Raw genomic sequence first — 17,125 nt, 5'->3', positions numbered from 1 at the left:
TTCATTTTTCTTGGTCCCCCACACAAGCTGGAGCATCTCCATGACCGATCGCCTGACCATGCAGGATCCGCGCACGCAATATCCGCAGCCGCCGTTCCCCCGCCAGCCACAGCCCGTCCCCGGTCTCGCCGTCGAGATGGATCCCAAGCCCGATCACGGCGAGACAAGCTATGTCGGCGCGGGCAAGCTCAAAGGGCGCAAGGCGCTGATCACCGGCGGTGACAGCGGCGTGGGTCGCGCCGCCGCGATCGCCTACGCGCGCGAGGGTGCGGACGTTGCGATCTCCTATCTCGCCACCGAACAGTCCGATGCCGACGAGGTCGTCAAACTCATCGAGGCCGAGGGGCGAACGGCGGTCGCGCTGCCCGGCGACATCACCGACGAGTCATGGTGCCGCGAGCTGGTCAGCCAGGCCAGAGCGGCGCTGGGCGGGCTCGACATCCTCGTCATCAACGCCGGTCGGCAGCAGAACCGCGAGGACATCTCGAAGGTGACCTCGGACGACTTCGACAAGACGATGAAGACCAACCTTTACGCCATGCACTGGATCACGCAGGCAGCGGTGCCCCACCTGCCAGCGGGCGCGAGCGTCATCACCACCGCCTCGATCCAGGCGTACGAGCCGTCGGCGATCCTGCTCGACTATGCCACGACCAAGGCTGGCATCGTCGCCTACACCAAGGCGCTGGCCAAGCAGCTGCTGGAAAAGGGCATCCGCGCCAACGTGGTCGCACCGGGTCCGTTCTGGACCGCGCTGCAGGCGTCGGGTGGCCAACCTCCCGAGGCGGTGGAGAAATTCGGTTCGGAGAGCCAGTACGGTCGTCCCGGCCAGCCGGTCGAGCTGTCGGCGGTGTACGTGCTGCTCGCCAGTCAAGAGGCCAGCTTCATCAACGGCGAAGTGTACGGCGTCACCGGCGGCGCCGGCGTAGCCTAGGGCCTCTGCGGCAGCACCGTTGGTGCTGCCGCCACAACGCTGAGAGATCACGGTGCACGCCGCGTGTTGTCAGTACACGGGTTCACGATATCAGCGAAATTGCGACGACGGGCTCGGTATGCCGGAACGGATCCGCATGCCGACACTTGATGGTGATCACTGATCAACATCAATAGGTAAGCGCGTGGCCCAGCTCTATTTCTTACACGCGCTTGGCGCGAGTGCGCGCGAGTGGGACGAGGTAATCACCGGATTGGGCGATCTCGGGGATTGCGTGGCGCTCGACCTTCCCGGCTTCGGCGACAGCGCGGATGCCGTACTCGACGTCGCGGGACTGGTTGACTGGTTCGCGCAGCAGGTGTCGGCCCGGCAACCGCAGAGTTGGGCGGTGATCGGCCACAGCATGGGCGGCAAGATCGCGACGCTCGCCGCCGCTCGCGCGCGCGACGGCGACCCGGATTTCGCAGGCCTCGCCGCGGTGGTACTGCTCGCCGCCTCGCCGCCCGCGCCCGAGCCAATGAAGGAGAAGCGTCGCGCCGAGATGATCGGCTGGTTCGCCGATGGCCGGATCGGTGCGGACGAGGCGGCGATGTTCGTCGATGCCAATACCGCCCGGCGCCTGCCTGAACCGCTGCGCGCGCAGGCGATCGCCGATGTGGAGCGTTCCGGTCGCCGCGCGTGGACCGGCTGGCTGGAGCGCGACAGCCGCGAGGATTGGCAGGCGGCGGCGGGGACGCTTTCGGTGCCGGCGCTGATCGTCGCCGGCGGCGAGGACGGCGATCTGGGCGAGGACGCGCAGCGGCGGCTCAACCTGCCGCACTATCGCGACGCGCGCGTCGAGGTGGTGGCCGGTGCCGCGCATCTGTTGCCCTATGAACGGCCTTCTGCGGTCGCGGCCCTGATCCGGGACCATGTCACGCCGGCCTTTGCGCGAGCTTTGCCTGCGCCCTTCGTTGCGCTGCTCGCGTCCGATCGGGTCAGCCGCCGGACGCGGGCGGTGTTGACCGAGCGGCACGCCGCACCGCCGCAGGGCAAGGTGCTGTCGCCGCAGCAGCGGGCGGTTCTCGCCGCCCTGGTCGAGACGGTGTTGCCGGGCGCCGCCGATCCGGTCGATCTCGCCGCCCGGATCGATGCGATGCTGACGGGCGGGATCGGCGATGGCTGGCGCAGCGCCGAACTGCCCGCCGATGCCGAGGGCTGGACGTCGGGCCTCGACACGCTCGACCGTCTCGCCGGCGGCTACGCCGACGCCGCGCCGGCGGATCGTGAGCGATGTCTGCGGTCGATTGCCGACGGGACCGGCGACACGAAGGGCGGTGACCTCGATCCGCGCCAGATGCGACTATGGTTCGCCGAGGCGCGCGCGGAGATCGCGCGGCAGTGGATGGCGCTGCCGGCCACCATGGCCCGGATCGGCTATGACGGTTTCGCTGTCGGCGGCGACGGACCGCACAAGCAAGGGTATCGGCTGACCCCGGCCGACACGATCGAGGACTGGCAGCGGCTGGAGGCGCGAGCATGAGCGGCGCGGCGGACATGGCCGACGTCGTCATCGTCGGCAGCGGCGCGGGCGGCGCGCCGCTCGCCGCGCGGCTGGCCGAGGCGGGCGTCTCGGTCGTGGTGCTGGAGGCGGGGCGCGCCTTCCGGCCCGACGATCATGTCCCCGACGAACTCGCCGCCGATATCTATTGGATGGAGGAGCGGCTGAGCGGCGGCGCCGACGCCACCGCCTTCGGCGCCAACAATTCGGGCATGGGCGTCGGCGGTTCGACGTTGCACTGGGGCGCCTTCTGCCCGCGGCCCGACGCGCGCGACCTGCGGCTGCGCAGCGAGAGCGGGCAGGGCGAGGACTGGCCGATCGCGCATGACGAACTGATCGGCTATGTCGACGCGGTCGAGCGCTTCATCGGCGTGTCCGGCCCGGCGCGTTACCCGTGGGACGCGGGACGGCGCTACGAATTGCCTCCGGTCGCGCGCAACGCCCCCGCCGACGCGATGGCACGCGGCTGCGCGGCGCTCGGAATCGTCGCGACCGACGCTCCCGCCGCTCTGATCTCGCGCGACCGCGCGCAGCCGCATTGGGGTGAGCGCAAGGCGTGCGTCAACTGCGGCACCTGCCACCAGGGCTGCCGTACGGCGGCCAAGGCGACGACCGACACGAGCTGGCTGCCCCTCGCGGTTGCGCATGGCGCCGAGGTGCGCGCGGAGTGCCGCGTCATCGATATCGAACGCGACGGCAGCGGCCGGGTGAGCGGCGTCGTCTATGTCCGCCGCGGCGAGCGCAGGCGCCTGGCCTGCCGCACGCTGTTCCTGTGCGCCGGCGGGGTCGAGACGCCGCGACTGCTGCTGAACCTCGATCTCGCCAATTCGAGCGGTCAGGTTGGTCGCAACTTCATGGCGCATGTCGCGACGCAGGTGTGGGGCCGGTTCGACGCCGACATGCGGATGAACCGCGGCTATCCCTCGTCGCTGATCACCGAGAACATGATGCGGGCCGCCGACGCCGACCATGCCGGCGGCTATCTGATCCAGAGTCTGGGCGTTATGCCGGTGACGCTCGCCACCAATCTGGCGCGCGGGGCCGGGCTGTGGGGGCGGGCGCTGGTCGACCTCCTCGACGATTACAACCGGTTGGGTGGGATCGGCATCAACGGCGACTGCCTGCCGTCCGACGACAACCGGCTGACTCTGGCGGACGAGACCGACGCCTATGGATTGCGCAAGGCGCGGATCGACTTCAGCTACGGGCCGAACGAGCGCGCGATCGATGTCCATGCGCGAAAGACGATGACCGCGATCTGGGAGGCGGCGGGCGCGCGCGACATCTTCGCGGTCGATCGCTCGGCGCATACGATCGGTACGTGCCGGATGGGCGATGACGGCGACCGCGCCGTGGTCGATGCCGATGGACGCAGCTTCGACATCGAGAACCTGTTCATCTGCGACAATTCGGTTTTCCCGAGCGCGCTTGCGGCCAATCCGGCGCTGACGATCATGGCGCTGTCGCTGCGCACCGCCGACCGTTTCCTCGCGACGCGAGGCTGAAGGAGAGAGACATGGATCTGGGGATCAAGGGCCGCATCGCGCTGATCAGCGGGGCGGACTCTGGCATGGGGAAAGAGACCGCGCGGTTGTTGCTGGAGGCGGGCGTGCGCGTCGCCATCACCGACAAGCCCGACGGCACGCTGGACGAGGCGGTCGGCGAACTGTCGCGGCTGGGCGAGATCGTCGCGGTGACCGGCGACGTGACCAAGGTCGACGAGGTCGAAGCGATATGGCGGCAGGTCCGCGACGAGCTGGGCGAACCCGATATCTACGTCAACGCCGCCGGCGTCACCGGCGCGACCGGCGACTTCCTCGACGTCGACGATGCCGGCTGGCTCGAGACGCTCGACATTAATCTGATGGGCGCGGTGCGCATGTGCCGCGAGGCGATCCCGGCGATGCGCGAGAAGGGCTGGGGCCGGATCGTGCTGTTCGCGTCGGAGGATGCGGTGCAGCCCTATGTCGACGAACTCGCCTATTGCGCGTCGAAGGCCGGCATCCTCAGCCTCGCGAAGGGCCTGTCCAAGGCCTATGGCTGCGACAACGTGCTGGTCAACACCGTCTCGCCGGCGTTCATCGCGACGCCGATGACCGACGCGATGATGCGCAAGCGCGCCGAGGAGAAGGGAACCTCGTTCGACGAGGCGATCGCCAGCTTCCTGGAAGAGGAACGGCCCGGCATGGTGCTGAAACGGCGCGGTAAGCCAGAAGAGGTGGCCGCGGCCGTCGCCTTCCTCGTCTCCGAGCACGCGAGTTTCATCAACGGCGCCGGCATCCGCGTCGATTCCGGCTCGGTCTCCACGATCGCCGGCTGACGGGGCGGAACCGTTAACCCTCAGGATCGCTACGCTCTCTCACTTAGATCAATGATCGGAGTCACGCGGTGGCCGGCACGGACGAAGCTCAACCTCAGTACAAGATCGATTATCGTGAGATCCAGCCGTTCGGCACGCTCAAAGAGCTCCCGCTCGGCCTGTCGGACAACGCGCGCAAGCAGAGCGTGTCGATCCTCAATCAGGTGCTCGCCGACACGATGATGCTGCGCGACCTCTACAAGAAGCATCACTGGCAGATGTCGGGCGCGACCTTCTACCAGCTGCACCTGCTGCTCGACACGCACTATGAGAAGCAGGCTGAGCTGGTCGACATGGTGGCGGAGCGGATCCAGGCGCTCGGGGGGATCAGCATCGCCACGCCGCACGACGTCGCCGAGATGACGCGGATCCAGCGCCCTCCCAAAGGTCGCGAGGACGTGCCGACGATGCTTTCGCGGCTGATCGAGGCGCATCGCATCGTGCTGGAGCAGGCGCACGAGGGCGCAAAGTCGGCCGATGAGTCAGGCGACGACGGCACCAACGACCTGCTGGTAAGCGATATCATCCGCTCGAACGAGCCGCAGGTGTGGTTCATCGGCGAGCATCTCGCCGCGACCGCTCTGCAGCGCGCCGATTGACCTCAGCGGAGCGACGCGGGCATGGCAGAGCGCGATCTTGCGGCGGGCGTGGCCGCGTCCGACATCGGTGACGATGCGATCGTCGCGGGCAAGGTCGGAGGCGAGGATGTCGTCCTGCTGCGTAGCCGGGGTCGGCTCTGCGCGCTGGCCGGCACCTGTCCGCACGCCGGCGCGCCGCTCGAGGAGGGCATCGTCGCCGACGGCACGCTACGCTGCCCATGGCATCATGCACGCTTCGATGCTGCTACTGGCGAGGCGGTGAGCGCGCCCGCGTTCGGTCGGCTCGATCGCTATGAGGTGATCGAAGCCGCCGGGATCGTTCGGGTTGGCGCGAGGCTGCCTTTACCAGAGATCGCGCGAGCGGGGGCGGTCGGGCGGCTCGGCCGGGTGGTGATCGTGGGCGGCGGTGCCGCCGGGCATGCCTGCGCCGAGATGTTCGCGCGACATGGCGCAGGCGGCGCGGTCACTCTGCTCAGTGACGAGCGGGACGCACCCTACGACCGCACTGCCTGCTCCAAACAATACCTGGCGGGCAAGGTCGAGCGCGACGCATTGCCTCTGCCGGCGCCGGCGGGAGCAACCGTCCAGCTCGGCGCACGCGTCATACGGATCGATCGGGAAGCGCGGCGTGTCGAGCTCGAGGGCGGTGAGGTCGTCGCCTACGATCGACTCGTTCTCGCGACCGGGGCAGCGCCACAGATTCCTTCCTTCGCGGGGAACGACCGTGCCGACGTGCATGTCGTCCGCACGCTTGCCGACGCCGACGCGCTGATAGCGGCAGCGGAAGGGGCCGACCGGGCGATCGTCATCGGATCGAGCTACATCGGAATGGAGGCGGCCGCGTCGCTCATCTCGCGCGGACTGGCAGTGACGGTCGTGTCCGACGCCGACGTGCCGCTCGAGAAGACCGCCGGCGCGGAGGTCGGTGCGATGATCCGCCGATTGCACGAGAGCAAGGGGGTCACCTTCCGCACCGGTCGCGCGGTCGCGCGCTGGGACGGGCAGGAGGCGACGCTGGACGACGGCAGTCGCGTCGAGGGCGATCTGCTCGTGGCCGGCACCGGAGTCCGGCCGCGCACCGAATTAGCCGGGGCGGCGGGATTGCAACTGGCGGACGAGGTGGCTGGTGGCGGCGTCGCTGTCGGCTCTGACCTGCGGACCTCGGACGAGGCGATCTACGCGATCGGCGACATCGTGAGCGCGCCTGACCCGCGGCTGGGTCATCCGATCCGGGTCGAACATTGGGTGGTGGCGCAGCATATGGGTCAGTGGCTCGCGCGCCACCTGCTCGGGCTTGTGGAGGGCGGCTACGACGATGTGCCGTTCTTCTGGTCGGGCCATTACGACGTCAGCCTGCGCTACGTCGGCCACGTCGACGCGCCTGATGACCGATCGCTGGATGGCGACGCGGCAGCGCGAGACGTCGCGGTGACCTATGCCGAAGAGGGAGAGCGGCAGGCGCTGCTCACCTGCGGCCGCGATCGTGCCGCGCTGGCCTTTGAGCGGGAACTCGAGCGACGCGGGTCAAACTTGCTGCCTGCTCGTGAGTAAGACCAGATAAGGGACGTGATCGGCTTGCAGTTGCTGTAAGACGGCCGCACCCACAGACGGGGCGCCGCGGCGATTGCCCGTTTCGCTGCGCTGAACGCGGAAAATGCCGATGCGAGTGCGACCTTCAACACGCGCTTCTTGTAGAAGCCCGCCGCGTAGATCGATCCGGTGCGCGAGAAGTATTATTCCAGGCTGGCGTCGAGCTGGTCCGCGGTGAGCGGGCGAAGGTCGGCGTTGCCCGAGGTAGCAGTGCGCTGGCCGTTGGTGGGATTGTTCTCGAAGATCGTAATGTTCGGGTTGAGCTGGTCGAAGCCTGGACGCGTCAGCGCCTTGGACGCGGCGAGGCGCAGCTGCAGCTTGTCGGTGAAGTGGAACGTCAGGTTCAGGCTCGGCAGCGCCTTGGTATAGTCAGAATCGACGTTCACCGGATTGAAGATGATCGGGCCATTGCCGTAGATCGGCGCGCTGCTCGCCGCGTCGGTGCCGGTCTGCACCCGCGGCGACGAGCCGACGAAGCCCGCGGTGCTCACCTTGGTCTTGATCAGTCGCACGCCGATATTGCCGTCGATCGGCACCGCACCGCCGCTGCCGAAGCGCGCCACGCCATAAGCGGTATAAGTCTTCTCGCCCTGCGTGCTGCGGTGGACGATGCGTAGCCGACGCCGGCGCGGAGCGCCGCCTGTTGCGAAAGGTCGACGAACGTAGCCAGCGCCTGCCGCGTCGCGCCATGGTCGAGCACGGTATCGCGGTCGAAGAACACCGCGCTGGTGGGCACGTCCTGGAAGCCGCGGTAGAGGTCGCCGCGGAACAGCCGCTGCTCGTAGAGATCGGGCGAGAGCGCGCGAGTGAGGCCGTAATATAGGTAGGTGGAGCTGTCGGTCACCGCCGACCGGTCGGTGTAGCGCAGCCCGCCCGCGAGCGACTTTAGAAAGCCGCCGTCGATCTTATACTCGGCGTCGAGGCGTCCGGCATATTCGGTGCCAACCGAATGCTCGATATGGTCGAGGTAGCCCGCTCCCGAAGCGTAATTGGCCGGATCGCTGACCAGACCGTTGCCGTTGGCGGGATCGCTGTCGGGCGAGATGATCATCGACGGCACGCCGCTGCCGACCGAAGTGGTAAGCCGCTCGGCGGTGGGGGCGAGGATCACGATTGCGCGCTGCCCGTCGGTGACGCCGCGGATATACTGAAAGTCGCCGTTGATCGTCAGCCGGTCGCTCGGCCGCCATTTGGCATTGAGCGAATAGTCGTGAGGAGGCTCAGCACCACCCCGCTCGTATAAGCGGTGCCGCGGAGCGAGAGCGGGTTCAAGTCGAACTCCGTCCTGCCGCGGTCGAGCGCGCTCAGCGCGCGCCCGATTACGAGCAAGCCGAAGCCGTGGAAGAGCGCGGTCTCGAGCACGAGAATCGTCGACAGCACCAGCTCGACCCACAATGACGGTGCCACGAGCAGCCCGTTAGAACCGCCGCGCCTCGTGGCCGATGGTGTCGCATGTGCCGCGAAAGCTGTAAGAGGCGGCGCCGTCGACGGTGATCCGTCCCGTGCGGCGATCGATCACCAGCTTGGGCTTGTTGAGGCCGTTCAGGCGATAGCTCGCACGAATGATGTCTGGGCCCTCGACCACGTCGTGGAGGTCCCACCAGCCATTATCGCCGCCCGAGTGCAGTGGCGGTATAAGCGACTTGGGCAGGCGGATGCGACCGCCGCCTTCCCACGTCTGCACCATCAGCGAGGCGTCGAACACCTCCGTGGTGGTCTCGTTGTAGCGGCCATAGTCGTAGCGGTTCTTGTCGCGATTCCACGTCCAGGTCGTGCCGCTGGCGATCCCCGCCTTGCTGCCATCGCCGAAGCAGACCAGGCCGAGGTCGACGTTGCGGCCATCAACCATCGGCGCATCGCTCCCCACGTAGCTCGGGACGGCCTGCTGGCGCTCAGGTGGGCGCGAATAGCCACGATCGGGCTCGTAGCTGGCAGACGGCCGAGTGGCGGGTTGCCCGGTGTAACTGGCGTTCGGACGAACCTTCGCTGACTTACCGCAGTCGGGGGGCAAGGTCGACTGGATCGAGCTGTACCGCCCGTCCATCGTGGCGATGGTGACGCACTGGCGGCGCTCGGCGTTCCACCAGTTGGTATAGGCGCGATCATCGCCTTGCTCCGCGCGCACATCGACGTAGCCGCGACGCCGGATCTCCAGCTCGCCCTGTCCTGCGCGGGCGCCGACCATGTCTTCGAGGCCGGTCGCTTGCGCCGTGGCGGCGCTCGGCATTACGGGTAGCAGCAGCGCGGCGGCGAGGAGTGGCGAGGCGTTGGTCATCGACATGGCATTCCCCTGTTTGCCGGCCTGGCCTCGGCCGGACGTTGGCTCGTCACGGCTGCGGCACCACCGCGTCCATCACGGTCAGCGGCTCTCCGCCGCTCGAGCCCACCCGCGACTGAGTGATGAGGATCGTCGTGCCCGGCCGTAGCGCGGCGCGTACCTGCTCGTAGAAGACCCGCGGCAAGCGCAGCCGGTTGATCACGCCCTCGTCCAGCGGGCGTCCTGCCTCTTCCTCGTGCCCAGGGAGGCCGATATATGCCCAGCGCGGCGATCCATCAGGCGCGCTCGTCAGCGTGATGACGTGGCTGCCGGGATCGTCGTCGTTCACCGCCGCGACGCTGCGCCCGATCTCGACGCCACCGCGCATCACGACCACCTGCCGGTCCGACTTGGAGACGATGATCGTCATCGGACCACTCGTGGATCGTTCGGGTTGCCAGCTGAACTGCTGCTGATCGAGCAGTGCGCGCTCGACCCGACGGCCCTTTGCATCGACGGGTGCGAGCAGGCTGGTCTCGGTGCTGCGGACGTGGCTCGCGGCGTCGCCGTCGATCACGACCGTTGCACCGAGGGAGGTGATGCCGAACAATTCGCGCGAAAAGCCATAGGGCAGGTGCACGCAGCCGTGGCTCTCCGGATAGCCGGGGAGCCCGCCGGCATGGAGCGCGATACCGTCCCAGGTGAGGCGTTGCTGGAACGGCATCGGCGCGTTGTTGTACTTGCTCGACCGGTGCTGTGCGTCCTTCTGGAGGATCGTGAAGACACCCGTCGGTGTCTCGTGCCCCGGCTTGCCGGAAGAGACCGAGCTGACGCCGATCCGGACGCCGTTGCGGTAGACGGTCGCCAGCTGGCGCGAGAGGTCGACGTAAACGACGACCTGTCCATTGGGCGCGACACCCGGCGCCCACACCCACTCGCCAGGCTTGAGCCGCTCGGCCATGTGGACGAACTCGGTCGGCGAGCTGGCGCGCGCACCCTGCGCGAGAACCGGGAGCGCGAACGCGATCGCGGCGCCAGCCACCATCGCTTTGAACACAGGGCATGGCATCTCGCTACTCCCCCTTGATCGCGATCAATCTGCGAGCGTTCGGCGCTGATTTGCAAGCAGATATTGCTCCGCGCCGGCCTATCGCACAGTGTGCGGTATGGACTTCATGAAGTGGCTCAACTCGCTGGACGAGCTCCTCTTCGAGGTCATGAGCTGGCTGCTCTTTTTTCCACTTACGCTGTGGCGCGCCATCTTCCGTCCGATCGGCATCATGCGCGAGATCGAACGCGAGGCTGCTCTGCCGGACGACGAACGCTACGGCGCCGTGCTGAGCCCGCCGCTCTTCCTCGCGCTGGCATTGCTGCTCGGGCATGCCGTCGCCACGGCACTGGGACAAACCGATAAGATCATCGCGAGCCATCATGGACTCGCTGACCTGATCAACGACAACGCCAGCGCGCTCGTGCTCCGCGTGATCGTGTTCGCCGCTTTTCCGCTCTTCTTGGCAGCCCGTCTGGTGCGGCGCCGAGGCGTGAAACTCGACCGCGCCTCGCTCCAGCAGCCCTTCTACGAACAATGCTATCCCGCCGCTGTCTTCGCGCTAGGCGTAAGCGTCGGCACCAGTCTCGGCATCGACCCGCATCCGACCGCTCGCGTGATCGGCCATTGGCTCGCCGCGGTTGCCGTCGTGAACTACTGGCTAGTAGGGATACGCTGGTTCGCGGGCGCGCTTGATGTCGGCGTCGCGCGAGCCGCCGGTAACGTGCTGATCGGCTTCCTTGAAGGTACAGTTCTCCTCATTGGCGTCGGCTTTCTATTCACCCGGTAGATGCCCCAGCGGTAGCTCTGCGCCTGCGCGAACATGATCAGTGCAGGGCGTCGGCTCGCTACAGCCGCCTGTCAGATGGCGTGTCCCAGCGGAACGGCGGCCGAGAGCGGACAGGCTGCTATCCTGCCACGATGCGCCATTCGGTCGACATTGGAAACAGGGTGAGGAAAACGCGGGCTACCCTGCAGATACCCGCTCATCGTTGCGGTTGCAGCCGCTTGCCGATGCCCAACAACTCTCGCATGGAAGAGCGATGAGCCAGGCGGGAGAGAAAGAGAGCGTCCAATTGCCTCCGCGGCCTGATCGTCTCGCTCTCGCGACCGCGGTTCATATTCCGATCTTCCTGTTCCTAGCCACAGTGATCGCCGCCGTCCTGTTAATCCCAGGCGAGACGGTGCAGGTTGGGCGTCGCGGAGGTCCATATACCGTCGTGCCAAAGCTACCCGCGCAGATCGGTGTGCTGAGTGTTACGGTGCCTTTGGCCGGCGTGGTGATAGCGAGAGTTTTTCGCGGCACCTACTTGCTTTGGGCGACGGGGCATGCAGAGTCACCCGGCCTTGTCTTGGCGCCTGGCGAGATCATTACGTGGCAAGGTAAGCAGGGGTTGCGCGGCATCGACCGGATCCGCGTGGGCATGGCAGTACTGACGTGCATCGGGCCAGCCCTGTATGTCTGGTGGCTGGTACACATTTGGACAGGCGCCGATCCCTTAGTTCTGAAGCTTTTCTGGAGCTTCCTTGCCACGGTTGCACTTGGCGCAACGGTATCGCCACTCATGTCGAACGCCCATTAGGAAGTCTCGCGACGAGGCATCGTCCACCGCGATACAGCGGGTCGTCGGCAGCGACATGCGGTGCTACGCTTCCGCTGTCACTCCGCTAAGTGAGGCAGGTACAGCGATGCTGGTGTGGCTTGTTCTACAAGCGGCTGTTGTAGGTCCTGTGCTAGATCAACGGCAGCCGCCCGTGCGTCCTTGCGCGAGTGGCGCCGCGGCGGGTGAGGTGGTGGTTTGTGGCCGTGCCGTTGACCAGGAGGCATTTCGGCTCCGCGCACTGCCAGAACGCTACGACGAGAACCTAGCGGCGTTGCCTAAAGCTGAGACCTCGATCCTAGGCGGTCGGGCGAAGCTTGCCGCGGAGGCTGAGCAGGCTGGCGTAGGTGGCTTTGTCAGTAACAGAGGCATGGTGCGCCTTAAGATCCCGCTAGGAAAGTAGTAAGTGCGCGACCTGAGGGTGGCAGTCGATCTTCACGATGCGCGCTCACCGACTCCAACAACGGCTGGTTCGCAAGCCTCGCGATGAAGGCAGCCGGACAGCTGCGCGGAACGCCCAGGCCGCTCGAACGCTGAGATGGATCGACGGCCAGGGTTGGGCTGCGGGCAGGTGTCCTTGAACGACCGCTCTTGCGTCGAGGAGCTGACCATCACTCCGCTGCAGCAGCCCTCTGGTTTGATGCGCCACGACGCCGGCTAGGACGCCGACCGCCGATGCCGATGTGGCATCATGCATGGGGTAGCGGCTTCTCCTGCAGCACATGCGCCATCAAGGGAGGGAATCATCACTCATCGACTCTGATGTCGGGACCAGTCGATCCGTCGTCATCGATCCGCGCCTAAGCTCCCATCGTGGGACAATTGGCGATGTGTCGGTACCTCTTCCCCTTTCGTCTGTTCACCAGAGCGATGCTCCGCCAATGTAGCAAAGCCACATCGCTGGGAGAAAGCCACTGTGATCGGGAAGTCACCTGCCGTGAGCACGGCTCGTGCGTCGGGCGACTTGGAGATCGCATTGCATCGCTGCCGCGAGGCGGTTCGCGCTCGGCCAGAGAGCCCCGTCGCCGAGCACAATCTAGCGTCCCTCCTCGGAGACATGGGGGATTTTGTCGGCGCCCTTCGAGCGAGCGAGCGTGCTCTGGCAAAGGGGAGCCAGGCACCCGAGACGCAGCTCGTTCGCGCTCGGGCGTTGCAGGCGGTGGGAGCGCTGGACGCGGCCGAGCAGGGCTATGTCGCAGCCATTGCGGCCCGGACCGATTACGCAACAGCGCACCGCGATCTGGCGCAATTGCGCTGGATGCGCACCGCGGACCTGAGCCATGCGATGGCAGAATTGGCGGGCGCGCCTGCGTCGCTCGAACTCGCGCTCGTCCGCTCGACTGTGCTCCAGGCGGGCGGAAATGCGGACGCGGCCGCTACGGTGCTTGCCGAGGCACTGCGGCGCGCACCGAGCGAGATCGCGCTCCTGCTCGCCGCTGCGGCGCTGGCGGCGCGGCGAAGACGCCCCGAGGAGCAGCTCCGTCACGCCACAGCGGCATTGCGCACGGCTCCGGGCAGCGTCGCGGCGGCGCGCGCCGCAGTGGAGGCGCTGCTGCACGCCGGGCGGGTGGGGGAGGGAACCGAACTGGCGGAGCGGGTCGTCGCCGCCTCACCCGACGACCAGGGCGCGATCGCGCTGCTCGCGACCGCCTGGCGGCTCGCCGGCGATCAGCGGCATGCGGCGCTGTGCGATGATCCAGCGCTGGTCTCGACCGCGACGATCGCGGCGCCGGCGGGGTGGCGCGACCTGCCTTTTTTCCTGAGCGAGCTCGCCGCCGCGCTCGACGCCTCGCACGCGTGGCGCACCCATCCGCTGGAACAATCGCTCCGTCACGGGTCGCAGACCCAATTCGACCTGACCCGATCCGACGTGCCGGCGATCCGGGCGCTCTTCGCCGCGCTGGACGCACCGATCCGTGCCCACCTCGACCGCCTCGGGCCGGGTAGCGACCCGGTGCGGCGACGCCTCACCGGGCGCTACCGTTTCGCCGGCGCCTGGTCGGTCCGGCTTAACCCGGGCGGCTATCACATGGATCATGTCCATCCCGCCGGCTGGATCTCGTCCGCCTTCTACGTCGCGCTGCCGGACGGTGCGCGGCCGGCACCGGAGGGTTGGCTCTCGCTCGGCCGGCCCGGCGTGCCGACGCGACCGCCGCTCGCGCCGTCGCGCCAGATCGCCCCCGCGCCCGGCATGCTGGCGCTGTTCCCCTCCTATCTGTGGCACGGCACCGAGCCGTTCGGCGGCGAGCGGCCGCGGCTGACCGTCGCCTTCGATCTGTTGCCCGCGTGAGCGGCGGTTTTTTTCTGCGCCGGGGTGCGGGGCGCGGTGTCGGGTGCGTCTGGCATGCGAACCGGCGATGGAATGAGGGAGAACGAGATGAGATCGGCCATGCTGTGCGGCGTCGCCGCGTTGATCGCTACCGCGAGCGCGTGGGCCGAGCCGATCTCCCCCAAAGTGGGCTCGCTACCATCCCCTGCCGAGGCGTTCCCGACCGAGCCGGGCAGCGACTATTATCTCGCGGACTATGATGCGTATGAACGCTACCTAAAGGCACTGGCGGCGCGCTCCGACCGCATGAAGCTGATCGATATTGGCCGCTCCGCGGAGGGACGGACGATGTGGGTGGCGGTGGTGTCCTCGCCGCAGAACCTCGCCAAGCTCGAACGCTACAAGGAGATTGCGCGCCGCCTCGCCAAGGCCGAGGGGGTGAGCGAGCAGCAGGCCGCCGCGCTGGCACAGGAGGGGCGCGCCATCGTCTGGATCGATGCCGGGCTCCACGCCACCGAGACGGTGACGACACAGAGCCAGATCCACGTGCTCTATCGCCTGCTGAGCGGCGAGGATGCCGAGACGCGCCGCACGCTCGACGACACGATCGTACTGTTCGGCCAAGACAATCCAGACGGGCTCCAGCTCGTCTCCGACTGGTACATGCGCAACAAGGACCCCAAGCAACGCGAGTTCCGCACCATCCCGCGGCTGTACCAGAAGTATGTCGGCCACGATAACAACCGCGACAGCTTCATGTCGCAGATGCCCGAGACGACCGCGCTCAACCGTGTCTTCTTCCGCGAGTGGTTCCCGCAGATCATCTTCAACCAGCACCAGACCGGCCCGGCGGGAATGGTCGTCTTCGTCCCGCCGTTCCGCGACCCGTTCAACTACAATTACGCGCCGCTCGTGATGAACGAGCTGCAGGAGGTCGGCGCCGCGATGCACAGCCGGCTGGTGGCCGAGAACAAGGGCGGCTCGGGCGCGCGCTCGGCCGCGCCTTATTCCACCTGGCACAACGGCATGGTCCGCTCGATCGCCTATTTCCACAACTCGATCGGGTTGCTCACCGAGATCATCGGCGGGCCGACGCCGGAGAAGATCCCGCTGCTCGCCGACACGCAGCTGGCGCGCAACGACGAGGCGCTGCCGATCGCGCCGCAGGACTGGCACCTGCGCGACAGCCTCGAATATCAATGGTCGCTCGACCGCGCGGTGATCGACTATGCCGCGCGCAATCGCGAGCGGCTGCTGATCAACATCTGGCGCATGGGCGACGCGGCGATCCGCCGCGGCGAGCGCGACAGCTGGACGATCACGCCCAAGCGCGTCGACGCGCTCAAGGAGGCGGGCAAGACAGCCAAGGCGGACGAAGGCTATGTCGGCTTCAACAGCCGCGCGCGCGAGGGGATGGTCGCCGCGCCGCTGTACGGCAGCGTGCTGCACGACCCCGCCGCGCGCGACCCGCGCGCCTATGTGCTGGTGCCCGAGCAGCAGCGCGACCTGCCGACCACCATCACCTTCCTCAACACGCTGCTGAAGAACGGCGTCGACGTCGAGCGCGCGGCGCAGCCCTTCACCGCGGGGGGCAAAAGCTACCCCGCCGGCGCCTATGTGGTGCGCACCGCGCAGGCGTACCGGCCGCACGTGCTCGACATGTTCGAGCCGCAGGACCATCCGCACGATGCGGAATATCCCGGCGGGCCGCCCAAGGCGCCGTACGACATTACCGGCTATACCCTGGCCTATCAGATGGGGGTCGGCTTCGACCGCGTGCTGGACGGGGTGCCCGGCGCGCTCACGCGCGTCACCGCGGAGCAGCTCGCGCCGCCGCCCGGCCGCGTGATCGGCAGCGGCGCGGCCGGCTGGCTGATCGGGCATGAGAGCAACAACGGCTTCATCCTGACCAACCGCCTGCTCAAGGCGGGGGTGGCGGTGCGCTGGCTCGCCGGCGAGCAGCGCGTCGCCGGCCGGACGCTGGCCGCGGGCGCGCTGTTCGTCCCGGCCTCGCCGCAGGCGCGCGCGATCATCACCGCGGCCGCGCCGCTGGGTGTCGACGCCTATGCCATCGGCAAGGCACCGGCGGGCACAGGCGTGCAGCTTCGGCCGGTGCGCGTCGGGCTGGTCGATCGCTACGGCGGGATCATGCCGGCGGGTTGGACTCGCTGGCTGCTCGAGCAATATGAGTTCCCGTTCGAGGTGGTGTACCCGGGCCAGCTCGACGCCGGCGACCTGAAGCAGCGCTTCGACGTGCTGCTGTTCGCCGACGGCACCGTTCCGGTATTGCGCGGCGGCGCCTATCCCGGTGGCTATCGCTTCGATCTGCCCAAGCCCGAGGCGATCCCCGAGGCCTACCGCGGCTGGCTCGGCGAGGTCTCGCGCGCGAAGACGCTGCCTGCCGTCGCCGCCTTCGCGCGCGCGGGCGGCACCGTCATCACCGTCGGCAGCGCCAACGCGCTGGCGACGATGCTGAGCCCTGCGATCCAGCCGGCGCTGGTCACCCGCAAGCCGGACGGCAGCACCGCGGCGCTCGACAAGAAGGACTTCTACATTCCCGGCGCCTTGGTGCGCGCCAGCGTCGATCCGCGCCAGCCGCTCGCTTATGGCATGACGCCGCAGGTCGACATGTTCTTCGACGAGAGCCAGCCCTTCGTCCCGGCGGCGGGCGCTACCCGGGTCGCCTGGTTCGATGCGGCGCGGCCGCTGCGCAGCGGCTGGGCGGTGGGGCAGGAGCGGCTGCGCGGCACCGTGGCGGTCGCCGATGTCGACCTCGGGCGCGGCAAGCTGTTCGCGATGGGTCCGGAGGTGACCCAGCGCGCGCAGCCCTATGCCACCTTCAAGCTGCTGTTCAACGGCATCCTCTACGGCCCCGCCATCGCGGCGAGCCGTTGAGGCGCTCCGCAGTTTGATTGCGTCCGTAAACGA

Annotated in this window: 15 protein-coding genes; 10 read left to right on the top strand and 5 right to left on the bottom strand. The window is 67.8% G+C overall.

All coding sequences use genetic code 11. From position 1 onward, the window contains the following. The first annotated feature begins 40 nt into the window (after positions 1–40). The 6 genes from FHY03_RS01635 (at position 41) to FHY03_RS01610 (ending at position 6,983) form a co-directional block, all read left to right on the top strand. Positions 41–934: an SDR family oxidoreductase gene (locus tag FHY03_RS01635; protein ID WP_183921317.1), complete on the top strand. Its 894-nt coding sequence runs from the start codon at positions 41–43 to the stop codon at positions 932–934. A 184-nt stretch (positions 935–1,118) separates the two neighbouring features. Continuing rightward, entirely contained in the window at positions 1,119–2,456 is a 1,338-nt protein-coding gene (locus tag FHY03_RS21275; protein ID WP_183928330.1) for an alpha/beta hydrolase, read from the top strand. Further along, positions 2,453–3,979, top strand: a complete 1,527-nt coding sequence (locus FHY03_RS01625) for a GMC family oxidoreductase (RefSeq protein WP_183928328.1) — start codon at positions 2,453–2,455, stop codon at positions 3,977–3,979. Before FHY03_RS21275 ends, FHY03_RS01625 begins: the two co-directional genes overlap by 4 nt. An 11-nt stretch (positions 3,980–3,990) precedes the next feature. After that, positions 3,991–4,794: an SDR family NAD(P)-dependent oxidoreductase gene (locus FHY03_RS01620; protein WP_183928326.1), complete on the top strand. Its 804-nt coding sequence runs from the start codon at positions 3,991–3,993 to the stop codon at positions 4,792–4,794. Between the two features lie 68 nt (positions 4,795–4,862). Continuing rightward, positions 4,863–5,432 (top strand): Dps family protein, encoded by a 570-nt coding sequence (locus tag FHY03_RS01615; RefSeq protein ID WP_183921313.1) that lies wholly within the window; start codon positions 4,863–4,865, stop codon positions 5,430–5,432. Positions 5,433–5,453: 21 nt separating this feature from the next. Next, positions 5,454–6,983, top strand: coding sequence for an FAD-dependent oxidoreductase (locus tag FHY03_RS01610; RefSeq protein WP_183928324.1), 1,530 nt, complete (start codon positions 5,454–5,456; stop codon positions 6,981–6,983). A gap of 182 nt (positions 6,984–7,165) precedes the next feature. On the opposite strand, the gene FHY03_RS01605 is transcribed toward FHY03_RS01610, so the two are convergent. Genes FHY03_RS01605 through FHY03_RS01590 form a run of 5 tightly spaced genes read right to left on the bottom strand, consistent with a single transcriptional unit; the run spans position 7,166 to position 10,348 of the window. Further along, on the bottom strand, positions 7,166–7,633 hold the full coding sequence (locus FHY03_RS01605; RefSeq protein WP_409314146.1) for a TonB-dependent receptor domain-containing protein: 468 nt from the start codon (positions 7,631–7,633) through the stop codon (positions 7,166–7,168). Beyond that, on the bottom strand, positions 7,525–8,133 hold the full coding sequence (locus FHY03_RS20710) for a hypothetical protein (protein WP_221189945.1): 609 nt from the start codon (positions 8,131–8,133) through the stop codon (positions 7,525–7,527). The genes FHY03_RS01605 and FHY03_RS20710 overlap by 109 nt, the downstream gene beginning before the upstream one ends. Before the next feature lie 56 nt (positions 8,134–8,189). After that, the gene (locus tag FHY03_RS01600; protein WP_183928322.1) at positions 8,190–8,429 is read right to left on the bottom strand and encodes a hypothetical protein; all 240 of its coding nucleotides are present in this window, start codon (positions 8,427–8,429) and stop codon (positions 8,190–8,192) included. A 10-nt stretch (positions 8,430–8,439) separates the two neighbouring features. Then, positions 8,440–9,297, bottom strand: a complete 858-nt coding sequence (locus FHY03_RS01595) for a hypothetical protein (protein ID WP_260158607.1) — start codon at positions 9,295–9,297, stop codon at positions 8,440–8,442. Between the two features lie 52 nt (positions 9,298–9,349). Then, positions 9,350–10,348, bottom strand: a complete 999-nt coding sequence (locus tag FHY03_RS01590) for a L,D-transpeptidase family protein (RefSeq protein ID WP_183928320.1) — start codon at positions 10,346–10,348, stop codon at positions 9,350–9,352. 106 nt (positions 10,349–10,454) lie between these two features. Between FHY03_RS01590 and FHY03_RS01585 the strand changes: the two genes are divergently transcribed. The 4 genes from FHY03_RS01585 to FHY03_RS01570 all read left to right on the top strand — a co-directional run bounded on the left by FHY03_RS01585 (position 10,455) and on the right by FHY03_RS01570 (position 17,092). Further along, on the top strand, positions 10,455–11,117 hold the full coding sequence (locus FHY03_RS01585) for a hypothetical protein (protein WP_183928318.1): 663 nt from the start codon (positions 10,455–10,457) through the stop codon (positions 11,115–11,117). Positions 11,118–11,370: 253 nt separating this feature from the next. Continuing rightward, positions 11,371–11,910, top strand: coding sequence for a hypothetical protein (locus FHY03_RS01580; RefSeq protein WP_183928316.1), 540 nt, complete (start codon positions 11,371–11,373; stop codon positions 11,908–11,910). A gap of 1,177 nt (positions 11,911–13,087) precedes the next feature. Beyond that, on the top strand, positions 13,088–14,218 hold the full coding sequence (locus FHY03_RS01575) for a 2OG-Fe(II) oxygenase family protein (RefSeq protein WP_183928314.1): 1,131 nt from the start codon (positions 13,088–13,090) through the stop codon (positions 14,216–14,218). 87 nt (positions 14,219–14,305) lie between these two features. Next, the gene (locus FHY03_RS01570) at positions 14,306–17,092 is read left to right on the top strand and encodes a M14 metallopeptidase family protein (RefSeq protein WP_183928312.1); all 2,787 of its coding nucleotides are present in this window, start codon (positions 14,306–14,308) and stop codon (positions 17,090–17,092) included. The last annotated feature ends 33 nt before the right edge of the window (positions 17,093–17,125 follow it).

Origin of the sequence: Sphingomonas sp. BK345 (genome assembly GCF_014193845.1) — a bacterium.
In the GTDB taxonomy this organism is placed as follows: domain Bacteria; phylum Pseudomonadota; class Alphaproteobacteria; order Sphingomonadales; family Sphingomonadaceae; genus Sphingomonas.
This window is presented reverse-complemented; position numbering and strand designations above follow the sequence as displayed.